The 24,231-nt window shown below is 67.8% G+C and carries 24 protein-coding genes, 1 tRNA gene and 1 other RNA gene; 17 read left to right on the top strand and 9 right to left on the bottom strand.

What is annotated here, in order from left to right:
* Positions 1-48 precede the first annotated feature (48 nt).
* From ftsX to GII31_RS16165, 5 genes are all read left to right on the top strand, one after another.
* Positions 49-957, top strand: a complete 909-nt coding sequence (gene ftsX, locus GII31_RS16185; protein WP_260840039.1) for a permease-like cell division protein FtsX — start codon at positions 49-51, stop codon at positions 955-957.
* 15 nt (positions 958-972) lie between these two features.
* The gene (smpB, locus tag GII31_RS16180) at positions 973-1,446 is read left to right on the top strand and encodes an SsrA-binding protein SmpB (protein WP_213244424.1); all 474 of its coding nucleotides are present in this window, start codon (positions 973-975) and stop codon (positions 1,444-1,446) included.
* A 4-nt stretch (positions 1,447-1,450) separates the two neighbouring features.
* Positions 1,451-2,755 carry a glycoside hydrolase family 27 protein gene (locus tag GII31_RS16175; protein ID WP_322973077.1) on the top strand — a complete coding sequence of 435 codons (1,305 nt, stop codon included), beginning with the start codon at positions 1,451-1,453 and terminating at the stop codon, positions 2,753-2,755.
* Positions 2,756-2,868: 113 nt separating this feature from the next.
* Positions 2,869-3,810 (top strand): neutral zinc metallopeptidase, encoded by a 942-nt coding sequence (locus tag GII31_RS16170; protein ID WP_246221914.1) that lies wholly within the window; start codon positions 2,869-2,871, stop codon positions 3,808-3,810.
* Between the two features lie 98 nt (positions 3,811-3,908).
* Positions 3,909-4,715 carry a molybdopterin-binding protein gene (locus tag GII31_RS16165; protein WP_213244423.1) on the top strand — a complete coding sequence of 269 codons (807 nt, stop codon included), beginning with the start codon at positions 3,909-3,911 and terminating at the stop codon, positions 4,713-4,715.
* Between the two features lie 9 nt (positions 4,716-4,724).
* Here the strand turns inward: GII31_RS16165 and GII31_RS16160 are convergent, their stop codons facing one another.
* Positions 4,725-5,873: an acyl-CoA dehydrogenase family protein gene (locus tag GII31_RS16160; protein ID WP_213244422.1), complete on the bottom strand. Its 1,149-nt coding sequence runs from the start codon at positions 5,871-5,873 to the stop codon at positions 4,725-4,727.
* Between the two features lie 215 nt (positions 5,874-6,088).
* Here GII31_RS16160 and ssrA point away from each other — a divergent pair.
* Positions 6,089-6,462, top strand: a transfer-messenger RNA (tmRNA) gene (gene ssrA, locus GII31_RS16155).
* A 74-nt stretch (positions 6,463-6,536) separates the two neighbouring features.
* A complete protein-coding gene (locus GII31_RS16150; RefSeq protein WP_213244421.1) occupies positions 6,537-6,740 on the top strand; it encodes a hypothetical protein in 204 nt (67 codons plus the stop codon).
* Between the two features lie 99 nt (positions 6,741-6,839).
* On the opposite strand, the gene GII31_RS16145 is transcribed toward GII31_RS16150, so the two are convergent.
* From GII31_RS16145 to GII31_RS16125, 5 genes are all read right to left on the bottom strand, one after another.
* Positions 6,840-9,008, bottom strand: coding sequence for an MMPL family transporter (locus GII31_RS16145; RefSeq protein ID WP_260840517.1), 2,169 nt, complete (start codon positions 9,006-9,008; stop codon positions 6,840-6,842).
* A 422-nt stretch (positions 9,009-9,430) separates the two neighbouring features.
* Positions 9,431-10,315 carry a formate/nitrite transporter family protein gene (locus GII31_RS16140; RefSeq protein WP_213244419.1) on the bottom strand — a complete coding sequence of 295 codons (885 nt, stop codon included), beginning with the start codon at positions 10,313-10,315 and terminating at the stop codon, positions 9,431-9,433.
* A 287-nt stretch (positions 10,316-10,602) separates the two neighbouring features.
* A complete protein-coding gene (locus tag GII31_RS16135) occupies positions 10,603-11,133 on the bottom strand; it encodes a hypothetical protein (RefSeq protein ID WP_213244418.1) in 531 nt (176 codons plus the stop codon).
* Positions 11,130-13,343, bottom strand: a complete 2,214-nt coding sequence (locus tag GII31_RS16130) for a DUF2339 domain-containing protein (protein WP_260840035.1) — start codon at positions 13,341-13,343, stop codon at positions 11,130-11,132. The genes GII31_RS16135 and GII31_RS16130 overlap by 4 nt, the downstream gene beginning before the upstream one ends.
* Before the next feature lie 104 nt (positions 13,344-13,447).
* A complete protein-coding gene (locus tag GII31_RS16125; RefSeq protein WP_213244416.1) occupies positions 13,448-14,065 on the bottom strand; it encodes an alpha/beta fold hydrolase in 618 nt (205 codons plus the stop codon).
* A 128-nt stretch (positions 14,066-14,193) separates the two neighbouring features.
* Between GII31_RS16125 and pgm the strand changes: the two genes are divergently transcribed.
* The 3 genes from pgm (at position 14,194) to GII31_RS16110 (ending at position 16,880) form a co-directional block, all read left to right on the top strand.
* Positions 14,194-15,837: a phosphoglucomutase (alpha-D-glucose-1,6-bisphosphate-dependent) gene (gene pgm, locus GII31_RS16120; RefSeq protein WP_213244415.1), complete on the top strand. Its 1,644-nt coding sequence runs from the start codon at positions 14,194-14,196 to the stop codon at positions 15,835-15,837.
* A gap of 121 nt (positions 15,838-15,958) precedes the next feature.
* A complete protein-coding gene (locus GII31_RS16115; protein ID WP_213244414.1) occupies positions 15,959-16,690 on the top strand; it encodes a DsbA family protein in 732 nt (243 codons plus the stop codon).
* 117 nt (positions 16,691-16,807) lie between these two features.
* Positions 16,808-16,880, top strand: a tRNA-Ala gene (locus tag GII31_RS16110).
* A gap of 79 nt (positions 16,881-16,959) precedes the next feature.
* Here GII31_RS16110 and GII31_RS16105 read toward each other — a convergent pair.
* Together GII31_RS16105 and GII31_RS16100 are read right to left on the bottom strand one after the other, a co-directional pair.
* On the bottom strand, positions 16,960-18,162 hold the full coding sequence (locus GII31_RS16105; RefSeq protein ID WP_213244413.1) for a tyrosine-type recombinase/integrase: 1,203 nt from the start codon (positions 18,160-18,162) through the stop codon (positions 16,960-16,962).
* Complete coding sequence (locus GII31_RS16100; protein WP_213244412.1) at positions 18,159-18,713, bottom strand: hypothetical protein; 555 nt, start codon at positions 18,711-18,713, stop codon at positions 18,159-18,161. The genes GII31_RS16105 and GII31_RS16100 overlap by 4 nt, the downstream gene beginning before the upstream one ends.
* A 53-nt stretch (positions 18,714-18,766) precedes the next feature.
* Between GII31_RS16100 and GII31_RS16095 the strand changes: the two genes are divergently transcribed.
* The 7 genes from GII31_RS16095 (at position 18,767) to GII31_RS16065 (ending at position 23,547) form a co-directional block, all read left to right on the top strand.
* Positions 18,767-19,000 carry a helix-turn-helix transcriptional regulator gene (locus GII31_RS16095; protein ID WP_213244411.1) on the top strand — a complete coding sequence of 78 codons (234 nt, stop codon included), beginning with the start codon at positions 18,767-18,769 and terminating at the stop codon, positions 18,998-19,000.
* Positions 19,001-19,406: 406 nt separating this feature from the next.
* Complete coding sequence (locus GII31_RS16090; RefSeq protein WP_407649987.1) at positions 19,407-20,579, top strand: AAA family ATPase; 1,173 nt, start codon at positions 19,407-19,409, stop codon at positions 20,577-20,579.
* A 248-nt stretch (positions 20,580-20,827) separates the two neighbouring features.
* Positions 20,828-21,112: a hypothetical protein gene (locus GII31_RS16085; RefSeq protein WP_213244409.1), complete on the top strand. Its 285-nt coding sequence runs from the start codon at positions 20,828-20,830 to the stop codon at positions 21,110-21,112.
* The gene (locus GII31_RS16080) at positions 21,109-21,306 is read left to right on the top strand and encodes a hypothetical protein (RefSeq protein ID WP_213244408.1); all 198 of its coding nucleotides are present in this window, start codon (positions 21,109-21,111) and stop codon (positions 21,304-21,306) included. The genes GII31_RS16085 and GII31_RS16080 overlap by 4 nt, the downstream gene beginning before the upstream one ends.
* Positions 21,293-22,027, top strand: coding sequence for a hypothetical protein (locus GII31_RS16075; RefSeq protein WP_213244407.1), 735 nt, complete (start codon positions 21,293-21,295; stop codon positions 22,025-22,027). Before GII31_RS16080 ends, GII31_RS16075 begins: the two co-directional genes overlap by 14 nt.
* A 37-nt stretch (positions 22,028-22,064) precedes the next feature.
* Positions 22,065-22,799, top strand: coding sequence for a hypothetical protein (locus GII31_RS16070; RefSeq protein WP_260840033.1), 735 nt, complete (start codon positions 22,065-22,067; stop codon positions 22,797-22,799).
* A 184-nt stretch (positions 22,800-22,983) separates the two neighbouring features.
* A complete protein-coding gene (locus GII31_RS16065; RefSeq protein WP_213244405.1) occupies positions 22,984-23,547 on the top strand; it encodes a hypothetical protein in 564 nt (187 codons plus the stop codon).
* Between the two features lie 297 nt (positions 23,548-23,844).
* Here the strand turns inward: GII31_RS16065 and GII31_RS16060 are convergent, their stop codons facing one another.
* Positions 23,845-24,108, bottom strand: a complete 264-nt coding sequence (locus GII31_RS16060) for a hypothetical protein (protein WP_246221913.1) — start codon at positions 24,106-24,108, stop codon at positions 23,845-23,847.
* Between the last annotated feature and the right edge of the window lie 123 nt (positions 24,109-24,231).

Genomic DNA, 24,231 nt, shown 5'->3' with positions numbered 1-24,231 from the left:
CCCGACCCGGCGGACCTGCACCCGGGCGACATACGACAACGGAGCACGATGCGCGCGAACTTCATCTTCAGCGAGGTCCTCAACGGGCTGCGCCGCAACGTCACGATGACCATCGCGATGATCCTGACCACCGCCATCACCCTGGCGATGTTCGGCGGCGGCCTGCTGGTCATCCAGATGGCCGACAAGAGTCAGAAGATCTTCCTCGACCGCGTCGAGATGCAGTTTTTCATGAACCTCGATGTCAGCAAGTCCGATCCGGACTGCACGAAGGCGCCGTGCGCCACACTGCGCACCGAGTTGGAGAACGCGCAGGGTGTGGCGACGGTCACCTACATCTCGCAAAAGGAGTCGTACGAGGCCTCGAAGGAGGCGTTCGCCGACAGCCCGGAGATCGCCGAAATGATCGACCCGTCGAGCACTCAGGCCGCGCTGCGGGTGCGGATGAAGGATCCGGACCGGTTCGGCGCAGTGCTCGACGAGTTCGCCGACCGCAAGGATCTGGGTGTGGACAGTGTTCTGGATCAGCGTGATCTGGTCAAACGGATCTTCAGCGTGCTCGACGGCGCCCGGAACGGCGCGTTCGCGGTGGCGGTGGTCCTCGCTGTCGCGGCAATGCTATTGATAGTCAATATGATTCAGATCGCGGCATTCACCCGCCGGACCGAGGTGTCCATCATGCGGCTGGTGGGTGCGACCCGCTGGTACACGCAGCTGCCGTTCCTGCTCGAGGCGATGGTGGCCGCGCTGGTCGGTGCGTTCCTGGCGATCGGTGGGCTGTTCGGTGCCAAGGCGCTGTTCTTCGACCGGGCCCTCGAAGACCTGTACGGTATCAATATTCTTGCCCGCATCACCAATTCGGATGTCCTGGTGGTGGCGCCGTGGTTGATTCTGGGCGGAATCATGTTGGCCGGAATCACCTCGTATGTCACGCTTCGTGTGTACGTACGTGAATGAGGAGGTGAGATAACCATGCCCAAGGAGAAAGGTCGCAGTGTGATCGCGACCAACCGCAAGGCGCGGCACAATTACGCCATCCTCGACACCTACGAGGCCGGGATCGCGTTGGTCGGCACCGAGGTGAAGGCGCTGCGCGACGGCAAGGCGTCGCTGGTCGATGCGTTCGCCACGGTCGACGACGGCGAGGTGTGGCTGCGTGGGCTCAACATCGCCGAATACGGCAACGGTTCGTGGACCAACCACGCCCCCAGGCGGAACCGGAAGCTGCTTCTGCATCGACGTGAGATCGATAATCTGATCGGCAAGATCCGCGACGGCAATCTGACGCTCGTCCCGTTGTCGCTCTACTTCAACGACGGCCGGGTGAAGGTCGAGCTGGCGCTGGCCCGCGGCAAGCAGGCCCACGACAAGCGTCACGACATCGCCCAGCGCACCGCCAGGCGGGAAGTGGAGCGGGAAGTCGGCAGGCGCGTCAAAGGTATGTGAGGTGATGGGCATCCGCCGGGTCCTCGGGGGACGACCGGACCACGACCGTCGGGGCCGGATCGCCCGTGCCGTGGTCGCCGCGCTCGCGCCGGCGATGGTCGTGGCCGGATGCACCGCCGTCCCGGAGGATCGGATCGGCGGCGAGCGTCCCGCCATCGACGGTGTGGCGAAAACCCCGCCGATGGGCTGGAGCAGTGCCCAGTCACTTGGCTGCGAGGTGTCGGAGACGGCGATCCATGAGCAGGCCGACGCCCTGGTGTCGTCGGGTCTGCGCGATGCCGGGTACCGGTATGTGATCGTCGGCGATTGCTGGTCCGCGCGCGAACGGGCGGCGGACGGCGCCCTGGTACCGGACCCTCGCCGCTTTCCGTCCGGGATGACCGCGCTGGGGCGGTATCTGCACGATCGGGGTCTGCTGTTCGGGCTGTCGTCGGCGGCCGGTACCCGCACCTGTGCCCAGCATTCAGGTCGTAGCGCGGGCAGCACCGGCAGTCTCGGACATGAGGCGCGTGATGCCGCGACATTCGCCGACTGGGGTGTGGACTACCTTGCCTACGACTGGTGTTCGGCGCAGTCCGACCGCGACGAGCAGATCGCCGCGTTCACCGTGATGCGTGATGCCCTGCGTGAATTGGGCACGCCGATCGTGTACGCCATCAACCCCAATCGCGGACTCGACACGACCCGTCCGGGATGGGACTCGTACTGGGGTGGCGTCGCCACGGTCACCAGGGTGACCGGTCCGACGGTGCCCGCCTGGTCGACCGAGGGCCGGGACCGCAAGGCACAGGGGGTCGTCGAGGTGATCGACGCGCTGGCGCCGCTGGCCGGTCGGGTGCGGCCGGGAACCTACAACGACCCGGGTCTGCTGCCGGTGGGTATCGCGCCCGGCTCCGGTGAACTGACCGAATCGGAGCAGCGGACCCAGGTGTCGATGTGGGCGATGATGGCGGCGCCGTTGATGGTAGGCGTCGACCTGACCCGGATGCCCGGGTCGGCGATCCGCATCCTCACCAATCGCGCCATCGTGCGGATCGACCAGGACGAGCGGGTCAGCGCGGGTGCCCGGGTCGCGGGCAATCCGGAGGTGTGGTCGCGGGCGATCGGCGACAGGGGACTGGTGGTATCTCTGACCAACCGCGGCCCGGCGCCGCGCAGATTGTCGGTGTCGTTGCGCGATCTCGGACTCACCGGTGACGGTCGGGTCGCCGGTGTGGATGCCTGGACCGGCGACCGGTACCGGGCTGTCGACGGCAGACTTGCCGTGACGGTGGCCGCGCACGACACCGCCGTCCTGACGATCGTCTGACGATGTCATTCGGCTTGCCGACACCGGCTCCGCGTCGACCGGGGACCTGCTAGGTTCGCTGTCACACAGACCCGACAGGGTTCCCCGCAGCTTCTCGTGATCGGAGACGTGCCGTGCCAGTGGCCCGCGCCGGAAAAGTGTTCGTGCTGGCCGTGGCGCTGGTGCTGGGTGTCGGCACCGGGTGTTCAGACCTGTTGTCCTCGGACGGCGACCCGGCCGGGACGCCCGATACCCCGGTTACGTCAACGGCTGTGGTGAATCCGAAAGCCTGTCTGCCCGATTCGTGCCCGCAATTGCCCACGCCGGCGCAGCAGTTCGACGGCAGCGGGGTGACTGCCGACAATGCCGACACCACGGTGTCGCCCTACCTGGTGTCGCTGCTCGACGACCTCGACGATGCGTGGGGCGGCTGGTTCGTCGAACTCGACTGGGGTGATCCGTCGACGGGCCGCGCACTGATCGAACCGGGCACCACTTTTCGGACGGACTGCACTGACGGTGATGCCACGATCGGCGCCGTGTCTTCGGATATGAAGAACGCCTTCTTCTGTGGCGTCGACTCACAGCCGAACGGGCAGGGCGCAATCACCGAGGGCACGGTCATCCTGCCGGTGGAAACGTTCGTCGGCATCTGGCGCGGCGACGTATTCGGGGCGTCGGTGCCGTCGGCCGTCGTGGGTGATTTCACCGCGGCCACGGTGGTGGCGCACGAATACGGGCACAACGTGGTCTTCCGGATCGCGCGGGCGCTCGGCATCCCCGACAGTTCATACCCGCAGGGCAACAATCGGGAGCTGATCGCCGACTGCTTCGCGGGTAACTGGGCGGCAACGGTATTCGATCGCGACGACCTGTCGGTCCGCAACATCCTGCAGGCCGCGACGCTGCTGCCGCTCATCGGCGACCCTGGCCCCGACCAAGGGCATGGGACGATCCGGGAACGCGCGGCAGCGCTGACCACCGGGCTGACCGGCAAGGCGCTGCCGACCTTCGAGCGCCGCGGTCAGCCGGTGGACTGTCTCGTCAAGTACTGGCCGGAACGATTCTCCGGCTAGGACATTCACCGCGCGAATCGAGGCCCCGCGGCGCACATCGCTCATCGGTGGGAAGCGGTATGTGAGCGATCGGCCCCCTGCGGGAAACGATCGCGTGAATGGCAGGCAATACGCCGGCGCGATCCTTGACGTGCGGCCTCGATGCGGCCGACAACTACTACGGGGAGGTGTGGTCGATGCATTCGATGACCCGGAGCGTTGCCGACGTGCGGTCCAAGCTGCGGTCGGCCGTGCCGCGGCTGCCCGTCCGAGACGACGGCCGGGCGGCTGTGACGGCGGCATGTGTGTTGCCGGTGGGCGGTCCGGAGGCGCCGCATGATCACACCGTCGACATCGTGTTGCCGCACTACCTGCGTTCGCTGGGGGTGGACTGCGTCCGGGTGCTGCGGTGCGCCGACGATACCTCCAGCATCCGGGAGGCCATCCGGTCGGCATCCGACGTCGACCTCGTGTGTGTGGTGGGCGCCATCGACAGCCCCGATGACTGCGTGCGTCCGGCGCTCGGTCAGCTCGGCGCCTCGACCGTCGTCGACGGAGTGCGGTGCGATCCCGGTGGCACACAGATCGTGGCGCAACTGTTCGCCGGGCCCATCGTGCACTGCCTGCCCGCGGAACCGTTCGCGGTGACGGCGGCGGTGTTCGTGGTGACCGCCGCGATCGTCGACGCCCTGACCGCGACATCGTCGGTGATACCGAGTTTCACGACGGTGCCGCATGCCTTCTCGGTGGTCGACGCGGTGCGGGTGTTGCCCGCGACCCGGATCGGTGACGGTTCGTGGCATGTCGAGGACGCCGACGGTGCCGACTCCCACGGCGGACTCATCGACCGGGACGCGATAGCGCTGGTCTCGCCGTCGTCGGATGCGGGAGTGGCACTCGTCGAGCTGATCGAACTGCCGCGGTAGCCCCGGGAACTAGACGCCCAGGCTGCGGCCGATCAGATCCTTCATGATCTCGGTGGTGCCGCCGAAGATCGTCTGGATGCGGATGTCGGTGTAGGCGCGGGCCACACGGTACTCGTTCATGTAGCCGTAGCCGCCGTGCAACTGCAGGCACGAGTCGACGACCCGTTTGCTCAGCTCCGTGCCCCACCACTTCGCCTTCGAGGCGTCGACCGCGCTGGCCTCGCCGTCGAGTACGCCCTGGATGCAGCGGTCGATGTAGGCCTCGGCGACGTCTAGTTCGGTGGCCATCTCGGCGAGGGTGAAGCGATTGGCCTGGAACGTGCCGATCGGTTTGCCGAATGCCTTGCGGTCTTTGCAGTACTGCAGTGTCTCCTCGTACACCGAACGCGCGATCGCGGTGGCGGTGACCGCGATCGACAGCCGCTCCGACGGCAGGTTGTGCATCAGGTGATAGAAGCCCTGATCGACCTGGCCGAGAACGTTGGCGGCCGGAACCCGCACATTGTCGAAGTGCAGTTCGGCGGTGTCCTGCGATTTCAGGCCCATCTTGTCGAGCTTGCGGCCGCGTTCGAAGCCCGCCATACCGCGTTCGACGACGAGCAGCGAGAACGCCTTGTGCTTGGCCGCGGGGTCGGGGTTGGTGCGGCACACCACCACCACGAGGTCGGAGTTGATGCCGGAGGAGATGAAGGTCTTGCTGCCGTTGAGGACCCAGTCGTCGCCGTCGCGGACCGCGCTCGTCTTGATCCCGGCGAGGTCGCTGCCTGCGCCGGGCTCGGTCATCGCGACGGCGACGATGGTCTCGCCGGTGGCCATCCCGCGCAGCCAGCGCGTGCGTTGTTCGTCGTTCGACAACGAGGTGAAGTAGGGCACGACGACGTCGTTCTGCAGAGTGAACGCGGGGCCGGCGTGGCTGGCGCGGGCCATTTCCTCGGCGACGACGACGTTGAACCGGAAGTCGTCGACACCTCCGCCGCCGAACTCCTCGGCCACGTTGAACCCGACGAGCCCGGCCTCGCCGGCCTTGCGGTAGATGTCGCGATCGACCTGACCCGCTGCCTCCCATTCTTGCGCGTGCGGCTCGATTTCCCGGGAGATGAACGCGCGAACCGTGTCGCGGAACTGTTCGTGCTCGGGTTCAAAGATCAGGCGCTTCATCGCGTGCCTTCCAGGTGGCGGGGTGTGTCGTAGGTAACCATACAAGTACCTCCCGGGTGACCGATCGTTCGGTCGGGCCACCTGTCGGAGGCCGGTATCCGCAGGTTGTCGCCGCTATAGGGCCGCAGCCGGACCACTCGGGAAATTGGGGATGAAAAGACGGCGAGAGGTTGTTAGTATCGAGTGCCCGCCGGAAAACCGGAGGGACCTGACTCGGGGCTGATCGGATTCGACTACGTGCGCCGAGGCAGGGGAAGCGTGCCGGTGCAGGCTGGAGACCACCGTATAAGCGTCGCGGCAACCAATTAAGCGCCGATAAGAATCAGCGCGACTACGCCCTCGCTGCCTGAGCAGCGACGGCTAGTCTGTCGGCCCGAGGGTGCTCTCACCTCGGTCCCCGGCATCATCTTCGGGAGCTCACCGTCGCCGCCGGTCGCGGGTGGCGACGGGACAACTCACAGCGACTGGGATCGTCATCTCGGCTTGTTCGCGTGACTGAGAGATCCGAGTAGAGACGCAGCGGACTGCGCACGGAGAAGCCCTGCCGACTCGACGGAGGACCCGGGTTCAATTCCCGGCAGCTCCACGGAAGTCCCCCACCTGTTTGCGCAGGTGGGGGACTTTTTTCGGGCCCTATCGCCGCCGGTACCGTTTGCGGGCGCCATGCTCGTGGCAATCGGCGTGGTCCTCTACGCAGCCGATGCCCAGGCCGCCGGAACGGCTCTGGTGTTCGCCGGAGCGGGATCGATCGGCGCGGCGGCTCTCGTTCTGCTCCTGTCGAGCCCGGACAAGCGCGGTGCGGCGCTGAAGCAGGGTGTGATCCCGCTCCTCGCCGTCCTCGCCGTCGCCATCGGTCTCGGTGTCTGACGGCCGGAGAGCACCGCAGATCGCCACGACAAAGAGTCTGTCCCCGCCTGTGAGGCCGCATGAACGACACCCGCGGGCACCCCCATTCACCACCATGAGCTATTTCGGCGATCCTGCACTATCCGATCCCGTGCCGATCAGTGGACCAGGTTTGCCTCCGTCATCACCGGATCCGTGCATGCCGTCCACCCGCGGTACCCAGTTGAGCCATGACGGCCAGTACCAGTTGTGCCGTCCCAGGATCTCCATCGTGGAGGGAACCAACAGCATTCGCACTACCGTCGCGTCAACGAAAACTGCCACCGCCAGCCCCAGCCCCATGGCCTTGAGACCTCGATCGTCGAAGAAGATGAAGCTGGCAAAGACGCAGACCATGATCGCTGCGGCTGCGGTGATCACCCTCGCTGTTGCCGCCAGGCCTTCGGTCACCGACGTGGTGGGGTTGCCGGTCGTGAGGAATCGCTCCCGGATGCGTGAAACCAAGAACACCTCGTAGTCCATTGCCAAGCCGAATGCCACGGCGAACAGCACGATCGGCACCCAGGCCTCGGTCGGACCCACTTTGCCCACCCCGATGAGTTCCATCCCCCAGCCCCATTGGAAGACCGCGACGATCACGCCGAAGGATGCCCCCAACGACAACAGATTCATGATGATAGCTTTGACCGGCACCACCAGTGATCGGAATGCCAAGGCCAACAGAATGAACGAGCAGGCCAAGACGACTGCGACCATCAGCGGAAGCCGCTGAAGTGTTAGTTCGGCGAAGTCGCTGCCACCGACCGTCGCTCCGGTCATCTCGATGGGGAGTCCCGAGCTCGGCACGATGTCATCGCGAATGTGGTGGACGAGGTCCAGAGTCGCGGCTTCTTGAGGCCCCGTCGTCGGGGTCACGATCAACATCGTGACTTCGTTTCCGTCGACGGACCCGACTCCGATCGGCGGACTCACCGACGCAACACCATCGGTCGTGTCGAGCTCGGCCGCGAGTGCGGCCAATTTATCGCCGTTGTCAGGGTTGTCAGGCAACTCGGCAACCAGGAACAGCGGACCGTTGGACCCGTCGCCAAAGCCACGGGCCAGGTCGTCGTAGGCGATTCGGGTGGTGTCGCTGGTCGCCCGATTCCCGGCGTCGCCGAAGCCGAGGTGCAGATCATAGGCCGGAATCAGCATGATACCGAGGATGATCAAGGCCGACAGCACACCAAGGTAGGGATGCCGCTGAACGATTTTGCTCCAGCGTTGGGCCAACGCCCCCTCCGAGCCCGGTGTGGTGCGCAATCCGGGAACGGCCAGCCTGTTGACTCGGGTACCGACGATCGCAAGCAGAGCAGGAAGCAGGGTGAGCGCCGCGACCAGCACTGCCAGGACACCAGCGCAACCGGCCAATGTCATTGTCGGCCCGATGACTCCGCCCTGGGTAAGCAGCCCGGCGATGGCGATCGTCACCGTGGCGCCCGCGAACACCACGGCACGTCCAGCGGTATTCATCGCGGAGATGATTGCCTCCGGAACGTCGTGGCCATCGGCAAGAGCTGATCTGAACCTGGTGAGAATGAGCAGCGCGTAGTCGATTCCGACACCGATTCCGAGCATCGCCGCCAAGGACACCGCGAAGTCTGGAGTCTCGATGACATTCTGCAGCAAGATCAGGATCGACGCTCCGACTCCGACGCCGAAAAGTGCCGTCAGCAGGGGCAAACCTGCGGCCACCACAGTTCCGAAAGCGATCAGTAGGATGATCATCGCCAAACCGAGACCGATGGCCTCGCCCACCCCCGCGGGAGCGACATCGGCAAACCAGTCCCCGGCGAAGGATAATCGGACGCCGTCTGCGTCGAACTCCGTTGCGGTGTCCTTGATCTTCTCGACCAACGCATTGCGCTCGTTGTCGGAGTCCGATTCGACGGTCAGTGTCGTGTAGGCAACCCGCCGATCCGGTGAGATTGCGACATTGCGCGAGAGTCCGGTCGCGTAGAGGTCCGCCATTCGTGTGGTCGGGTCGATCTCGGTGATTCGCTCACGTAGTGCGTCGACCTCCGCACGCACCTCAGCGTTGTCGATCCCGCCGGCGACCGATGGGTCGACCGCGAAAACCACCCGCGCCTCATCGGCCGCCGATCCTCCGCCGGCAGCATTCATTGTCGCCAACGCACGTCCCGATTCGGTCCGGTCATCGTCGGCGAAGTCGGTAATCGAGTCACCCCCGAAGGCGCCCGCCAATATGATGCACGACACCACGGCAGCCACCCAGCCGCCCACCACCATCCACCGATGCCGTACCGACCAACCCGCAAGTGAATTGAGCATGGAGCTGATCGTTCCCTAGTCGTCACGTTCTTGGGAATGGGGGATTCCCCCGATCTGCCCCTGACAAGTACTCCCGACAGTCGACCTCATGATGTGCAATATCCGTGACTTGTACTGGCGCGCAACGTGATCACCGAGAATATCCCCGATGGCCGGTCCGGTGCCGGTGCCGAGGTCTCCGTCATGTGGGCGGAATCACAGCGGATGCACCGGGTGGATTCAATGTCGTTCGGCCACATGACAGAAGTGCCCCCGACCGGCAGACGGTTCGTGTGATCGTCGCAGCAGTCGGGGGCACATTGTTTCTCCCCCATTTTGGTGTCATCCGTTCGGACCTCGGCTGCGCGGGTGGGGCTGCCGAACTCCGAACGGATCGCCGGTCAACGGGTTGCGTCGACCCGGACGTTTTCGGCCACCGCGATGTCGGTGGTGTGCGGTGCCAGGGCAGTGGGCAGCCGCGGCTCACGAGTCTTGGCGTGCGTCCAGTACATGGTCAGGCCGACGAACGACAGACCGCCGACGATGTTGCCGAGCACGGTGGGGATCTCGTTCCACACCAGGTAGTCGCCGATGGTGAAGTCGGCACCCAGCAGCAGCCCGGACGGGAACAGGAACATGTTGACGATCGAATGTTCGAAGCCCATGTAGAAGAACAGCATGATCGGCATCCACATCGCGACCGCCTTGCCGACGACGCTGTCGGACATCATGGCGCCCGCGACACCGGTGCACACCATCCAATTGCACAGCATGCCCCGCACGAACAGGGTGAGCATGCCGGCCGCCCCGTGGTCGGCGTAGCCGACGGTCCTGCCGTGCCCGATTTCGCTGATCGCCTGGCCCACCGCGTTCGGTTCGGTGTCGAATCCGTAGGTGACGATGATCGCCATCAGGACGGCGACGAGGAACGCGCCGAGGAAGTTTCCGAGAAACACCAGTCCCCAGTTGCGCAGCAGAGCCTTCATCCCGATGCCGGGCCTGCGGTCGATCCAGGCCAACGGGACCAGCATGAACACCCCGGTCAGCAGGTCGAAGCCCATCAGGTACAGCAAGATGAAACCCACCGGGAACAGCAGCGCACCCAGCAGTGGCTCCCCCGTGTTCACGGTGACGGTCACCGCGAACGCCGCCGCGAGCGCGAGGATCGCGCCGCCCATGAACGCGCGGACGAGGGTGTCGCGCGTCGACAGCAGCGCCTTGTACTCGCCCGCGTCGACCAACCTGTTCACCAGGTCTGCGGGTTTCACGTATGCAACGTCGGACATCGATTCCAACTCCTTGTGCACCACACGGGTGCGGCATCTGTCGGTTCCGCCCGCATCGTCGGGGGCAGGAGGTCTGCCGAACAGAGTTGTTCGTGGGGATTGCCGAGGGTTCACCGGTCTATTGCGGCGATGACGCCAACATCGCACGCGGGCCGTGTCGTCGGGTGAGCTTTCACGATCGCGCGGTGACATTCGAGATGCCGGCCGACACCGACTCCCGACAGGGGCGAGACGGGTACGTGCTGACCGGACAGCGGTGACCGCAGGTCAGCACTCATTCAATTCGGTCACCGCCGACCGCCGACAGTACCGTCCGGCCGGGTCCGGCCTCCGGCGACACCGACACCGACGGCCAGGAGAGCGACCCCGATGACCGAGAGGTACCGGGTCCACTCGGTGTCGCCGATATGGGAAAGCTTCAGCGCGGCCTCCATCCAGCCGACCAGACCCGCCGACAAGACCGCCGCGATGACCGCGACGGTGCGCCGGCCGGCGAGAACGGCGATCGCCGTCACCGTCGCGGCCGCCGCGAGCAGACCGTGGCCCCAGACAAAGAACGCCCGCGCCACGGTCGTAGGCCATCCCGGACGAGCATGTGTGCCGCACAACTCGGGCACCCGTCGGGCCGCGTCGACGAACGTGCTGCCGCCCGGGTCCTGGCCGGGCACCCAGTTCGCGGCGTACAGGCACAGCAGCGTGGCGATCGCCCCGCACACGGCGAGCAGGCCCGCCGCTCCCGCCCTGTGGTCGGCGACCCTGCCCACACCGAACCCGGCCCGGCGCCGCGGTCCGGGATCGGTGGGCCGCGACGCCGTCACGGCGCGTGCGCGTGACGATCGCCCGGCCGGGTCATCGTGGTCAGGGACTTGGCGTACACGCTGCCCAGCGTCAGGATCATCAGCCCGCTGACGATGAACACGATCACCCGGAACACCCCGTCGAGCGCGGCCAGATCGAACAGGAACAGCTTCGCGACGGCCGCCGCCACCAGTATCAGCCCGGCGGTCAGCGTCAATGCCCGCAACGGTCCGTCGGCACTGCCGAACGCTGCGCTCGTCGGAACATTTCCCGTCGCTGCGCTCGCCGGAACATTTCCCGTCGCTGCGCTCGCCGGAACATTTCCCGTCGCTGCGCTCGCCCCGGGCCGTCGGCGCGTGTAGCCGAGCAGGACGGCGGCCGTCGTCATCCACACGATGGTCGCCGCCACGTGTCCGGCGCGGAAGCCCGCATCGGGGTCGACGAGGACGCCGACGCTCACGCACAGGTCGGTGATCGCGGCCACCGCGACGAACCCGGAGAAGCACCACATGATGCGCGCCGATTCACGGTCGGTGAGCCGCTGGTAGCCGTGGCCGATCGCGATCGCCGCCGTGCCCAGCACGATCGCGTACAGCGGCTCCCATGACTGTCGCGGGCCGTCGAGTTGATCGTTGACGACAAGTGCGGCGAGTCGATCGGCGTTCAGGAAACTCAGCGCGCCGAGCGTGCCGAAGGCTGTCGCGATGAACAGGACGGCCTTGCCGGTGTCACCGAGGACGGGTGCGGCCACCGCGCACACGACCGCGACGGCCAGGACGGTGACCGCGAGCGCCGGCCCGCCGAGCAGCATGGTGGCGGCGGCGAACACGGCTGTGGCCGAGGCGGCCAGCCAAATCTGCCGGACGGCGGGCGTCACACCGGGTAGGCCGGGCGCGGTGTAGACCACGACCAGCAGCACAGCGGCGCAGCCGAGCAGGCAGATCGCGACCGGCGCCGACTGCGTCGAACCGCCCGCGACCGCGAACGGGACGAGCGAGAGTGCGGCAGCCACCGCGTACTGGGCACCGAGACCGGTGCGGCGCAGTGCGAGCAGGGCACCACCGAAGGCGAGAACGACGCCGAGCAGGCCCGCGACCGGGTACAGCCACGCCGACATGCCGTCCACGCGGAGGTCGTCGGCGTTGGTCACCAGCACGCCGGTCAGGGTGGCAGATGTGGCGACGACCCGTGCGGTGAACAGTCCGACCCAATCGTGGTCGATCTGCGTCAGCAGTCCCGCCGCCGACAGCGCCAGCATGAAACACGCGGTGACCAGGTCGAATCCGCCGGTGATGATGGGTGCCAGAACCATCAGTGGGACCATCACGAGCAGCCCGAGGGCCTCGCTCGACCACCGGTGCGCCAGCGCCAGCCCGGCCCCGCCGATCACTCCGCACACCACCAGGCCGACCGGCTCGGGCAGCCAGCGATAGATGACGGTGGCGGCGAGAACGTCGAGATAGGCGGCACCGACACCGGTGGCGCACAGCGAGATCGCGCCGGTCCGGTATCCGGGTCTGCCCGACAGCCATAGACCGCCGCCGACCAGTGCGGCGGCGAGGACGCCGCCGCCGGCAACTCGTAGACCGGGCCCGAGCCAGCCCGCCTGCGCGGCCAGCACCAGCAGCAGAACGACACCGATCAGGGTGACGCCGACGCCGAGGCCGGCGAGGATCCTGCCGACCAGACCGCGATCGAACGCCGCCGACAGACGTTCGGAAAGAGGGACTACCGGGGGAGCGGGGTAGTGCGGCGCACCGTACGCGGGCATCGGGGGCATTGTGGACCGGGCAGGAGCAGGGTGGCCGGCCGGTCCGATCGGCTGACCGCCCGCAAACGCTCCCACGCCGCCGGGAGGCCGGAATCCCGGTGCCGGATATCCGGCGGCCGGCCCCTGGGGGAACGGTCGGGCCTGATGGCCCACGCCGGTCGGGACGGAGCAGGGAAATGCGGTGCCGGCGAACGCCGGGGTGACCATGGTGTTCATGCCGGAGAACACGGTATTCGGTCCGGCGGCGATCGGATCGGCCGGAACGTGCGGTGGCGCGGTCGGAACCGGTGGTGGCATCGGCGCTGCGGGGGTGGGTGCCGCACCGGATCTGAGCAGCGCGGTGAGCGAGTCCACCTCGGCGCCGACCCGCGCCAGGCGCGCCGACAGGTCGGTGACGTCGTCGGACAGCCTGTTCAGGCCGGTCAGGACGGCAGCTCGGGAATCTGCGGGCGTTGTCATGGTGTCGAGTCTGGCGTCGGTGCCACCGGGGCACATCCGCACAACTACCTACTGTCGACGACACCGCCTGCGCACGGGTGAGAACAGTTGCGAGGCAGGTCCGCTCACCGTGCGAGCGCGCGGGCTTCCTCGAGCGAACGCCCGACGAACCGAAGCGCCTCACCCTGCCAGGTGAGTATGTGGTCGAGCATCGGATGGCCCCCGCCGGGGATCGGTACATATGTCGCGTCGACTCCGCGTGCGGAGAGTTCGGCGACACCCTTCTCGGTGCGCCGTGCGTAGGTGCGGGTGTCGGCGGTGCCGTGCACGGCAACCACCCGGACGTCGTCGTGGATGTGTCGCCAGTCGGCGAACTGCCACCACGGGGCGAGGGCGAGCAGTGATCCGACGCTGTGGTGCGCGGCCAGCCGCGCACCGACCCGGCCGCCCATCGAATGCCCGATGAGCGCCACCGGAATCCCCGGATGGCGTGCGGTGATGTCGTCGAGGGCTTTGCGCGCGTACAGCATCGGACTGTTCTGCTCCCCGTTCCAGCCGTACACCCGATAGCGGACGTCGCGCACCGCCACCGCCGACCCGTAGCGGGCGCGGATGGAGGCACTGAACGGGTACATGCGCATCGCGGACCCTTGGAGTGGGCTGAACGGTTTGTAGCTGGAATCGGTACCGCCGGGCAACACCAGGACGGCCAGTGCCGGGGACGACGGGGCGCGCAGAAGCATGCCTGCCGTTCTACACGATGTGCCGGCCGCGATGTCCGGCCGGCGACGATCTGGGGCCGGTCTGTGGACTGACGGTGAACGTGGTGTGATCATGCGCGCGCGGACCGCTCCGATGGCAGAATCGGCCTATGGCTCACCCGCGCGCAGGAACCCCGGCCTTACCCGAAGATCTGATCGACGTCGACGCCGTCGAGCGGGCCTACTACCAGAACAAGCCCGATCCGTCGGATCCGTTGCAGCAGGTCGTGTTCGGTACCTCCGGGCATCGCGGATCGAGTCTGGACAACGCGTTCAACGAGGATCACATCCTGGCGACGACGCAGGCGATCGTCGAATACCGTGCGGGGGCGGGGATCACCGGGCCGCTGTTCATCGGTTTCGACACCCACCTGCTGTCGATCCCGGCATGGCGCAGCGCGCTGGAGGTGCTCGTCGCGAACGGGGTCAGCGTATGCACGGCGGCCGGTGACGCGTTCACGCCCACCCCTGCGGTCAGTCACGCGATCCTCGCCTTCAACCGTGACCACCCGGGTGTGCTCTCCGACGGCATCGTCGTCACCCCGTCGCACAACCCACCCCGCGACGGCGGATTCAAATACAATCCGCCCAGCGGCGGTCCGGCCGACACCGGCATCACCTCGGTGGTCGCCGATCGGGCCAACCAGCTTCTCGCCGAAGGTCTTTCCGGGGTCAGGCGGGTGTCGTTCGAGGCGGCGCGGGCCAGTGACCTGGTCGCCGACCACTCCTTCATCGACGGCTACTTCGCCGATCTGGCCGGCGTCGTCGACATCGACGCCATCCGCTCGGCGGGTGTGCGGATCGGCGCCGACCCGATGGGCGGTGCGTCGGTCGGCTACTGGGCCGAGCTGGGTGAACGGTTCGACCTGCCGAACTTCACCGTCGTCAACGCCACGGTCGACCCCACATTCGGTTTCATGACCCTCGACACCGACGGCAAGATCCGGATGGACTGCTCCTCGCCGAACGCGATGGCGTCGCTGATCTCCGCCCGCGACAACTACGACATCGCCACCGGCAACGACGCCGATTCCGACCGCCACGGCATCGTCACCCCCGACGCCGGTCTGATGAACCCGAACCACTATCTGGCCGTCGCCATCGAATACCTGTTCACGCACCGCCCCGGCTGGAACCCGGCTGCGGCGGTGGGCAAGACACTCGTGTCGTCCTCACTCATCGATCGGGTGGTGGCCGGTATCGGCCGCACGCTCCTGGAAGTGCCGGTGGGATTCAAATGGTTCGTCGACGGCCTGCTCGACGGGTCGATCGCGTTCGGCGGAGAGGAGAGCGCGGGGGCCTCGTTCCTCACGTTCGACGGCAGGCCGTGGTCCACCGACAAGGACGGCATCATCCTGGCGTTGCTCGCCGCCGAGATCCAGGCGGTGACCGGACAGTCGCCGTCGCAGCACTATCGCAGGCTCGCCGACACCTACGGCGAATCGGTGTACGCCCGCGTCGACGCCCCGGCCAGTCGCGAACAGAAGGCGACGCTGGCCAAGCTGTCGGCCGACCAGATCACCGCCACCGAACTCGCCGGTGAACCGATCACCGCGATCCTCACCGAGGCGCCCGGGAACGGCGCGGCGATCGGCGGGCTCAAGGTGACCACCGAGAACGCCTGGTTCGCGGCCCGTCCGTCGGGCACCGAGGACGTGTACAAAATCTACGGCGAATCGTTCAAGGGCGCCGATCACCTGGCCCAGGTGCAGGAGCAGGCGCAGGAGGTCGTCGACGCCGCGCTCGGTGGGTGACCCGGAAACGTCGGGCACGCGTTCAGGAAGCTCTTACGGCCTGGTCGCTAAAGTTGTCGAGGAGACACTCAGCCCGGCCGTGTCGTGACGGCCTGGCTCTGAACAGCAGAAGGACAGGTCAGTGAGCAAAGACCGCAAGCAACAGGTGCCCAAGGTAGGAAAATCGGGGTACAAGCCACAATCCAACTCGAGCACGATGACCTACATCCTGTTCGGTGTGGCGATTGTGGTGATCGCTGCGGTCGTCATCGGCGGCATCGTGTGGAGCAACAACGACGGCGGCGAGCAGGTCGACGAATCGCAGCTCACCAACACCGCGCTGGCCATCGGCGAGGAATCCGCACCCGTCACCATCGACGTGTTCGAGGATTTCATGTGCCCGGCCTGTGGCCAGTTCGAGGCCTCGCAGGGTCAGCAGATCCTCGAAGCGGTCAACAACAAGCAGCTGCGGGTGCGTTACCACATGCTCAACTTCCTCAACAGGAGTTCGGCATCCGGTGACTACTCCACCCGCGCGGCCGCGGCCTTCCAGTGCGTCGCCGACGGTGGCGAGAAGCAGGACGTGATCGAGAAGTTCCACTCCACCCTGTTCCAGAACCAGCCCACCGAGGGCGGTTCAACCGACCACGACAACAAGCAACTGGCCGAGTTCGCCGCCGACGCCGGCGCGAGCAGCAACACCCAGGCGTGCATCTCCTCGGGTGCCCGCGTCAAGAAGGCCGAGGAGAACGCCGACGCGGCGCAGCAGACACTCGCCAAGGCCACCGGCGGACAGGTCAGCACCCCATCGGTGCTGCACGACGGCAAGCTGGTCACTCTCAGCGACACCTGGCTAACCGACCTCCTGAAGTAACCGTTATCGTCCCGGTCGCCGCGTTTACGCAGGTGACCGGGACGATTTGGTGAGCGTGCCGATGGTGGTGTAACTTTTCAAAGGCGCTCAGGGAAACCGCGAGCGACAACCGAATACGGGGCTATGGCGCAGCTGGTAGCGCACCACACTGGCAGTGTGGGGGTCAGGGGTTCGAGTCCCCTTAGCTCCACCGATGAGAAACCCGTTCCGACCTGCGTCGGAACGGGTTTCGTCGTTGGTGGGGTCGTTGCCTACCCTCGCCGGATTGCCTAACTATTGCCTACGGCCTTGGAAAATACGTCAGCGGCGGCCTTGAGTCGGTCGTCGCTCACGCGCCCGTAAACCGCCGTCGTCATGCGCTCGCTGTGGCCGTGCCACGCCGCCACGACGTCGGCGGGTACGCCCGCCGCCCGCATACGCGAGACCGACGAGTGCCGAAGGTTGCGCAGCGTGATCGGCGGGAGCTTGGCCGCCTTGCGCCGAGCGGTGAACAACCGCGTGTAGTCGCGCACCGGGAGCGGCGACCCGTCGATCCGAGCGAGGATGAGATCGCCCTCGGCCAGTGGCCGGCCGACGGCCATGCGCTCGCGGAGGTGGGCGGTGCGCATCGCCTTGACCATCGCGAGTTCGCGCGGCGGGATCGGCAGGTCGCGCACGCTGCGCGCGTTCTTCGGGTCGCCGACGACGTCGCGCCCGTTGACGTCGACCCGAGCCTGACGGATACGCAGCTCGCCCGCGTCGAGGTCGAGATCCGACCAGCGCAGCCCGCCGACTTCCTCGCGGCGTAGGCCGAGCAGTGTCAGGGCGAAGCAACCAGCGAGGCGATGGTCGGCCACCGAGTCGAGAAACGCCGTCATCTGCTCGGGCGTCCAGATCTCACCCTCGGCGACGGCCACAATCACCTTCTGACCGGGCGCGTCGAGGTTGGCGGTCGGGTCGTAGTTCACCCACCGCATCCGCACCGCGTGCGCCATGACGGCCTTAACCGTGACGATCGCGCGCCGCTTGGTCGAGGCCGCGAGCGGTCGGCCGGGCTTGGGCGTGCCGTCGGCGTTGGTGCCGGGCTTGGTGGTCAGGTTCAGCGACCAGTCGACCAGCACCTCGGGCGTGAGCTTCTGCACGGCCACCGACCCGAACGCCCGCCGGGCGTATGCCAGCGACTCGCGATCGGCGCGGATCGTGTTCGCGCGCGTGCCGTCGTCGGCGGCGCGCACCTTGAGCCAGTGGTCGGCGACGTCGTCAAAGGTGCGTTCGGACTTGGCCGACCACGTGTGCGCGTCCCACTGCTTGCGCTGCTCGGTGATCCATTCGCGAGCTGCGCCCTTGGTCGAGAACGTGCGGTAGGGCCGAACCTGTTTGCCGGTCACCGGGTCGGTGCCGAGGGTCGGCCGGGCTCGCCAACGCCCGTCGGCGAGCTTGGTCAGACCGTCGTCGGTTCTCGGGCCGCGCTTGCGGGTGTCGTCGGCGCTCATCGGTTCGTGTCCTTCTGTCGGGGTTGTGGGCGTTTCGGCAGGTCGTCGGCGTCGAGGAATCCCTCGGCCTTGGCCTTGGCGAGTAGGCGGTCGGCGGTGCGCGTCGACACCACGAGGTCGTCGGCGACGGTCTGGCGCACGGGCAGCCCGAGGGCGAGCGCCCGGTCGGCGATCCGCGCGGCGTCCCACACTCGCGGGTCGGCGTCCTCGGGTCGCGTGCGGGTCTCGGCCTGGTCGCTCGCGTAGGCGACCTGGCCGCCGAGTCGCGCGATCCACTGCGCGGCCGAGTATGCGAGGCGGCGGGCCGGGATCTCGCGGAGCGCCGCCGGGTCGACGGTAGTTCCCGCGTCGGCGATGACCGACAACTCGGTGAGCTGTGGCTCGCGGCCGGTTGTCACGACGCGCACGACGTAGGTACGCGGGTGTCCGTGAAGGCGGATCGCGACGCGTTCATCGGGTGCGGGCGCTCGAAACGGACTGCGGCGCTTGGGCTGTGGGTCGGCGTATGTGATTGAGGCAACGTCTCCCCGGTCTCGCCGTGCTGTGCTCATGTTGGCGACTCTACACGCTAGACATTCGCCATGCGAGTAACGACGCTAGAGACATGACCACAACCGACAGCACCGCCGCCCCGACACTTGACGAGCTGCGCGAGGGACCGCCCACCGTGAGCATCGAGCGCGCCGCCGAATACCTCGGCGTCTCCCGCGCTTACGGTTACCGGCTCGCGCAAGCCGGGCATATCCCGACGATCCGCCTCGGCGCGCGGCGTCTGCGAGTCCCGGCGGCGGCGCTGTATCGGCTGCTGACTGAGGGCGAGACCGCCACCTCGGCGTAACGAGACCAACTAGCGCGCGGTGATCCGGCGAGACCGGCCGGCATGGTTTCGGACCTCGGCCGGTCTCGCCGTCAACTTGTGAAGTGAGGCAAGGGAATTGACCAAGAATGAGAGTGCCCGCCCGGTGGCCTCACCGGACGGGCAACGCGAACCCGAGGGCACGGGGTCGGTCTTCGATCCTACCGCTCTCGCGGCGGAAACGGTGAGCCCGTTCCCGAGCAACCCGCCGACCGCCCGGGCGACCGCCGAGCGTGAGGTGGCGACCGAGGCGCGTCTCAAGCGGTGGGCCGGTTGCCGTTTCGCGCTGGCCGATCTCCCGACGACCTCGCAACTGTGGGCGCGCAAGCTCGCCGACAAGGTCGAGCGCGACAACGCATTCACGCTCGGGAGCAAGACGCCGACGCTCATGGTCAAGGGTGACGCGGCGGTGTCCGCCGGCGCGACCGACGACCAGCTCGCCGCACTGACACCGCTCGACCTCGACGGGATCGCGGCGCTACTGATAGAGGCAGCCGCGATCGCCGACGACGTTCGCCGTCAGATCGGCACGCGCTCCCGCTCGCTCGCCGCGCAGCGCGAGGCGGCCGTGGTGCCGCCCGCCCCGACGAACCTCGCTGATCTGCTCGCGCAGCCCGACGACGAGGCCGCCTACCGCGTCGGCGAACTGTGGCCCACGGGCGGGCGTGTACTGCTCGCCGCGCAGTTCAAGGCCGGTAAATCGACACTGGTCGGCAACGTGTTGCGGTCGCTGGTCGACGGCGACAAGTTCCTCGACAGGTTCGACGCGGTGCCGGTGGGTCGGGTCGCGTTGATCGACACCGAACTCGACACGCGCACACTGCGCCGCTGGCTGCGCGAGCAGGCGATCGACAACACCGAGCGAGTCTCGGTTCTCCCGCTGCGCGGTGCGGTCTCGACGTTCGACATTCTCGACCCAGCGACGCGTGCACGGTGGGCCGCGCAGCTCTCCGGTGCCGACGTCGTGATTCTCGATTGTCTGCGGCCGATCCTCGACGCGCTCGGGCTGAGCGAGGACAAAGACGCCGGCCGGGTTCTGGTCGCGTTCGACGCGCTGCTCGCCGAGATCGGCGCAACCGAGGGCTTGGTCGTGACGCACATGGGGCACGAGGCCGAGCGCGCTCGCGGTGACTCACGGTTGCGCGATTGGCCCGACGCCGAATGGAAGATCGCGCGCGGCGGTGACGACAGCGATGACGACGGGCGGCGGCCTCGATACTTCTCGGCGCTGGGCCGTGACGTCTCGCTGCCTGAGGGGCTGCTCACGTTCGATCCCGAGACCCGCCGACTCGCGTACGGCGAGGGCAACCGACGCGATTCCAACGCCCGCGCAGCGCTGCCCGAACTCATGGCGTTGATCCGAGCCGAGCCCGGCACCCTGTCGAAGAACGCCGCCGAGATCCGCCTACGCGACGAGCACGCGATACCGCAACGCGTGGCGCGTCAGGCCATCGCCGCCGCGATTCGATCGGGCGATCTCGACGTCACGGCCGGGCCGCGCAACGCGAAGCTGCTCTCGCCCGGGGCCGATCCGTTCACCGTCGAGGCGGTCGGAATATGAGCCAGCTCAACAGTTCAACGCAGTTCGTCAAAACGAACTGTCGAAGTCCCGAGATCGAGTTCGTTAGTTCGTCTATAGGACGAACTAACTCACTCGGTGCGAACTGGCGGGGTCCGGGGCGACCTCGACGTAACGAACTCAACCGACATCGGGCGGCCATGGCCCGAGAGCGGTGTGACACCGCACCCGTCGCCGACACACAGCTACCCAACGCCGGGAGCTGTGACCAACCCGAGGGAGCAACCGACATGACCGCGATTCACGAACTGAGCCGAGAACGCCGACGCCGAGCGGCGGCGGCCGAGCTTGGCCTCGGCCCTGACCTGACGCCGCTGCCGCCGAGAGCTGCGCTCGACCGAGCCCGCTCGGCCGCCGACGTGCTCGACGCCGAGAGCGGCGGGCACCGCGACGCCGTCGAGGTGACCTCGGCACTCGCTGCGGTCGCGTCGGCCGAAGCTGCGGAGCGTTCCGCCGCCGCGCTCGAATCGATCGCCGCCGCACTGACCCGCCTCGCCGAGGTGGCCGAGCGGTGAGCGCACCGACCGCCGGCTATGACGCGCTCGGCCGGGAGACCGCCGACGCGTTCATGGCCGGGCGTCTCGATACCGACGGCCTCGCCGAGGTCGCCCGGCACGTGCTCGCGCTCGACCTCGCCGGCGCGTTCACCGCTGTCCGTTCTGGCATGTCCGCCACTCACACCGAAGGGAAACACCATGCCCAAGCCTGACCAGCCCCAGCCCGGCGAGCGCGAACGCGCGGTCGCTGCGCTGAACCTGCGCCGCGACGGCCTGCCGTACCGCGAGATCGCCGCCCGGCTCGCCTACGCCGACGAGAGCGGCGCACGTAAGGCGGTGAGCCGCCTACTCGACCGCGTCGAGGCCGAGGGGGTCGCCGAGCTGCGCCGCCTCGAATCCGAACGCCTCGACGCGCTCATGGCCGGGCACTGGTCGGCTGCGATCGCCGGTGACACCGACGCCGCGCGGATCGTGCTCGGCGTGATCGACCGCCGTACCAAACTGCTCGGCCTGAACGCACCGACCGCCGTGTCGGTCGGCGTCGAGCCGATCGGTGAGCGCGAGTTCGCCGAGGCTGCGGTCGAGCTGATCGCGTCGTTGCGCCCCGACATGGCCGACGCCCTCGCGGGCACGCTGCCCGGGATCCACGGTGCCGCCCGATCGGCGGTGCCCGAGGGTAACCAGACCAGCGAGCCGGTTTCGCCCGCGAGCGTGGCGCACAGCGCCGAAACCGACGTCGAGTCGTGGGCCGACGTGGACGACTACCCGGTGCGCGCACCTGCGCCGGCCGCACCCGAGCCCGTCGAACCCGAGCCGGTCGCCGAGCCCGAGCCGACACCGCGCCGCGTCTACGCACCGCCGTCCGCGTTCCCGGGCTTCGCCCAACGCCTCGGCGGTAACCGGCCGACGACGATCATCCACAACGCGCCGTAATCGACTGCACAACAACGACTTAGGAGGAATCGTCACCATGACAGTTCGACACACCACGCGCCGCGACATCGACCACCGCGACACCTCGACGCCGACACACGCGGCGCTGCGCGCCCGACAACGCCGCTGGCCCGCTCGTACCGAGCCGATCATCTACGACCAGACCGAGCAGCGAGCGCGGCGGCGCAACCGCTTACCCGTCGCGCTCGACGGACGGTTCGATCTCGCCGTCGAGGTCGCCGCGATCCTCGGCCCGGTCGCCGAGGTGGTGGCCGCCGAGCCGAGCCCGGGCGCGTACCTCGCGCCCGCCGACGAGGTGATCGACGCGACGTTCGCCGCCGTGTCGACGCTGGCCGACCTGCTCGCCGATCGTGGCGCGCGCGGCCAGCTCGACGCCGTGCGACCCGACGATCGAGGCCGTGCACGCCGTGCGCTGCGCGCTCTCGCACCGCGCCCGAATCGGCCGACTCTGACCCGCGACGATCTCGCCGGCGGATCGTGGGCGGCGACCCTGGCCGACATGGCGCGCCCGTTCGCTGAGCCGCTGGCCGACTACCTCGGCCGCGTCGTCTCGCCCGACGGTGAGCCCTCGGCGGTGAGCGACACCGTGGTCGAGGCGCTGCGCGGGATCGACCGAGCGGCGCTCTCGCTGACCCGCCGGGCCGAGCGTGCCGCGTTCTATCGCCGCGAGTGCGCCACCTCGACGCCGAGATCCGAGGCCGACCAGCACCGGGAGACGCTGCGCGAGCTGGGAATCGAGGTCGAGCGGTGAGCGCCGACTACTTGCACGCCTGCACCGGCTGCGGGACGCCGACGGTCCGGTGGCGCGGCACCGTGCACGGGTACACGTGCGATCGGTGCATGACGGCGCGGATCGGCCTCGATCGGCCGCCGACACGACAGCAGCGGCGAAACGCCCACTACATCGAGCAGGGACACCCGAAGGAATCGAACCGATGACCAAGACACTGACCGACCTCACCGCCACCGAGCGGCGCGAACTGACGACCGCGCTGCACGAGGCGGCGCACGCCGTCGTCGGGCGCGTCATGGGCCTGACCGTGCGGCGCGCCGTGATCCACGCGCCCGACAGCCTCGGCCACGCCGGCCGCTGCGAGTTCGCCGCCGCACCGCTCGGCAAGCCGGGCGAGGTCGACCTCGCCGGTACTGTCGCCGAGCTGCGATTCGAGCGCGGCCCGAGGTTCAGCGCCTACGCCGTGACCGACCGCCTCGGCGTTCACTGCGACGACCGCGACGCGCTGACCGCGAGCGGTGACCCGGGCACCCTCGACCGAACGCGCCGAGTGGTCGAGACCACTTGGCGGCCGATCCGCGAGCTTGCGGCTCGGCTGTACGGGTATCGCGAGGTCAGCGGCGAGCAGGTCGACGCCGCGCTACGTCTGTCCGAGTACGCCGACGAAGCGGTGATCCAGCTCTCGGCGATCCGCTCGGGCCGCTGGCCCGCCGCCCGGCCGATCGTGCCCGGTGGCGGCGACCAGTGGCGTCTACACCTGCACTGACGCGAACGCGTGTTCGGGGCTGCGGGCGATTGCCTACCGATTGCCTAAGACACCGAGACACCCGGTGCGACTCGGTAGACGCATGAGGACGTAGAACCGCTGGCAGGCGCGACGCCGAGCGACGCGGGAGACACCCGAGTACACCCGTATTCACCCTGGCAGTGTGGGGGTCAGGGGTTCGAGTCCCCTTAGCTCCACAAGCAGAATCCCCCCTGCGTCGGAGGGGTTTCTCATTCCCGGGGTAGCCCGACTCAGAGCCTCAGTGGGCCAACGGTGGGCCAAGGGTTTCAGTGGGCCTCACAGCCGCCCGTTGGCGAAGGGCAGACGGCCGTGGTGGTCACGGAACGCGGCGATCATGGCGCTCTCGGTCGGGGCGGCGTCGGCGTCCGATATCTCGCGCCAGCCGACGAGAAAGTTGGCGTGACCGGCGAGCTGCCAGACACGGCGGCCTCCGGTGTGCGCGACGGGCTCACCGGCTCCGTAGCGGCGGTACTCGCTCAGGCGCACATGGAGTCCGCGACGCCCGGTCTTTCCGGCGTTGGCTTTGCCGATGTAGATCACACGGCTCTCCGGTACCCAGCGATCCTGGAGGGCGGCGATGGGCTCGGTGCGGTCGATGCCTTTGAAGTGGCCTGCCGGTGATACGTCCAGTCTCCTCCATGATTCGGTCTCTCCACAGCGGGA

Source organism: Gordonia pseudamarae, assembly GCF_025273675.1.
Classification (GTDB): Bacteria; Actinomycetota; Actinomycetes; order Mycobacteriales; family Mycobacteriaceae; genus Gordonia; species Gordonia pseudamarae.
Note: the sequence above shows the minus strand (reverse complement) of the source record. Positions and strands in the feature narration are given on the sequence as shown.

Bases quoted from the DNA above. Each gene is read 5' to 3' on its own strand.
- GII31_RS16150 (WP_213244421.1), top strand. From the start codon at position 6,537: ATGCTCGTGGCAATCGGCGTGGTCCTCTACGCAGCCGATGCCCAGGCC.
- GII31_RS16105 (WP_213244413.1), bottom strand. From the start codon at position 18,162: ATGAGCGCCGACGACACCCGCAAGCGCGGCCCGAGAACCGACGACGGT.
- GII31_RS16140 (WP_213244419.1), bottom strand. From the start codon at position 10,315: ATGTCCGACGTTGCATACGTGAAACCCGCAGACCTGGTGAACAGGTTG.
- GII31_RS16145 (WP_260840517.1), bottom strand. From the start codon at position 9,008: ATGGTGGTGGGCGGCTGGGTGGCTGCCGTGGTGTCGTGCATCATATTG.
- GII31_RS16085 (WP_213244409.1), top strand. From the start codon at position 20,828: ATGACCGCGATTCACGAACTGAGCCGAGAACGCCGACGCCGAGCGGCG.
- GII31_RS16070 (WP_260840033.1), top strand. From the start codon at position 22,065: ATGACAGTTCGACACACCACGCGCCGCGACATCGACCACCGCGACACC.
- GII31_RS16130 (WP_260840035.1), bottom strand. From the start codon at position 13,343: ATGACAACGCCCGCAGATTCCCGAGCTGCCGTCCTGACCGGCCTGAAC.
- GII31_RS16100 (WP_213244412.1), bottom strand. From the start codon at position 18,713: ATGAGCACAGCACGGCGAGACCGGGGAGACGTTGCCTCAATCACATAC.
- GII31_RS16095 (WP_213244411.1), top strand. From the start codon at position 18,767: ATGACCACAACCGACAGCACCGCCGCCCCGACACTTGACGAGCTGCGC.
- GII31_RS16090 (WP_407649987.1), top strand. From the start codon at position 19,407: ATGGTCAAGGGTGACGCGGCGGTGTCCGCCGGCGCGACCGACGACCAG.
- GII31_RS16175 (WP_322973077.1), top strand. From the start codon at position 1,451: ATGGGCATCCGCCGGGTCCTCGGGGGACGACCGGACCACGACCGTCGG.
- smpB (WP_213244424.1), top strand. From the start codon at position 973: ATGCCCAAGGAGAAAGGTCGCAGTGTGATCGCGACCAACCGCAAGGCG.
- GII31_RS16165 (WP_213244423.1), top strand. From the start codon at position 3,909: ATGGCAGGCAATACGCCGGCGCGATCCTTGACGTGCGGCCTCGATGCG.
- GII31_RS16065 (WP_213244405.1), top strand. From the start codon at position 22,984: ATGACCAAGACACTGACCGACCTCACCGCCACCGAGCGGCGCGAACTG.
- GII31_RS16160 (WP_213244422.1), bottom strand. From the start codon at position 5,873: ATGAAGCGCCTGATCTTTGAACCCGAGCACGAACAGTTCCGCGACACG.
- ftsX (WP_260840039.1), top strand. From the start codon at position 49: ATGCGCGCGAACTTCATCTTCAGCGAGGTCCTCAACGGGCTGCGCCGC.
- pgm (WP_213244415.1), top strand. From the start codon at position 14,194: ATGGCTCACCCGCGCGCAGGAACCCCGGCCTTACCCGAAGATCTGATC.
- GII31_RS16125 (WP_213244416.1), bottom strand. From the start codon at position 14,065: ATGCTTCTGCGCGCCCCGTCGTCCCCGGCACTGGCCGTCCTGGTGTTG.
- GII31_RS16075 (WP_213244407.1), top strand. From the start codon at position 21,293: ATGCCCAAGCCTGACCAGCCCCAGCCCGGCGAGCGCGAACGCGCGGTC.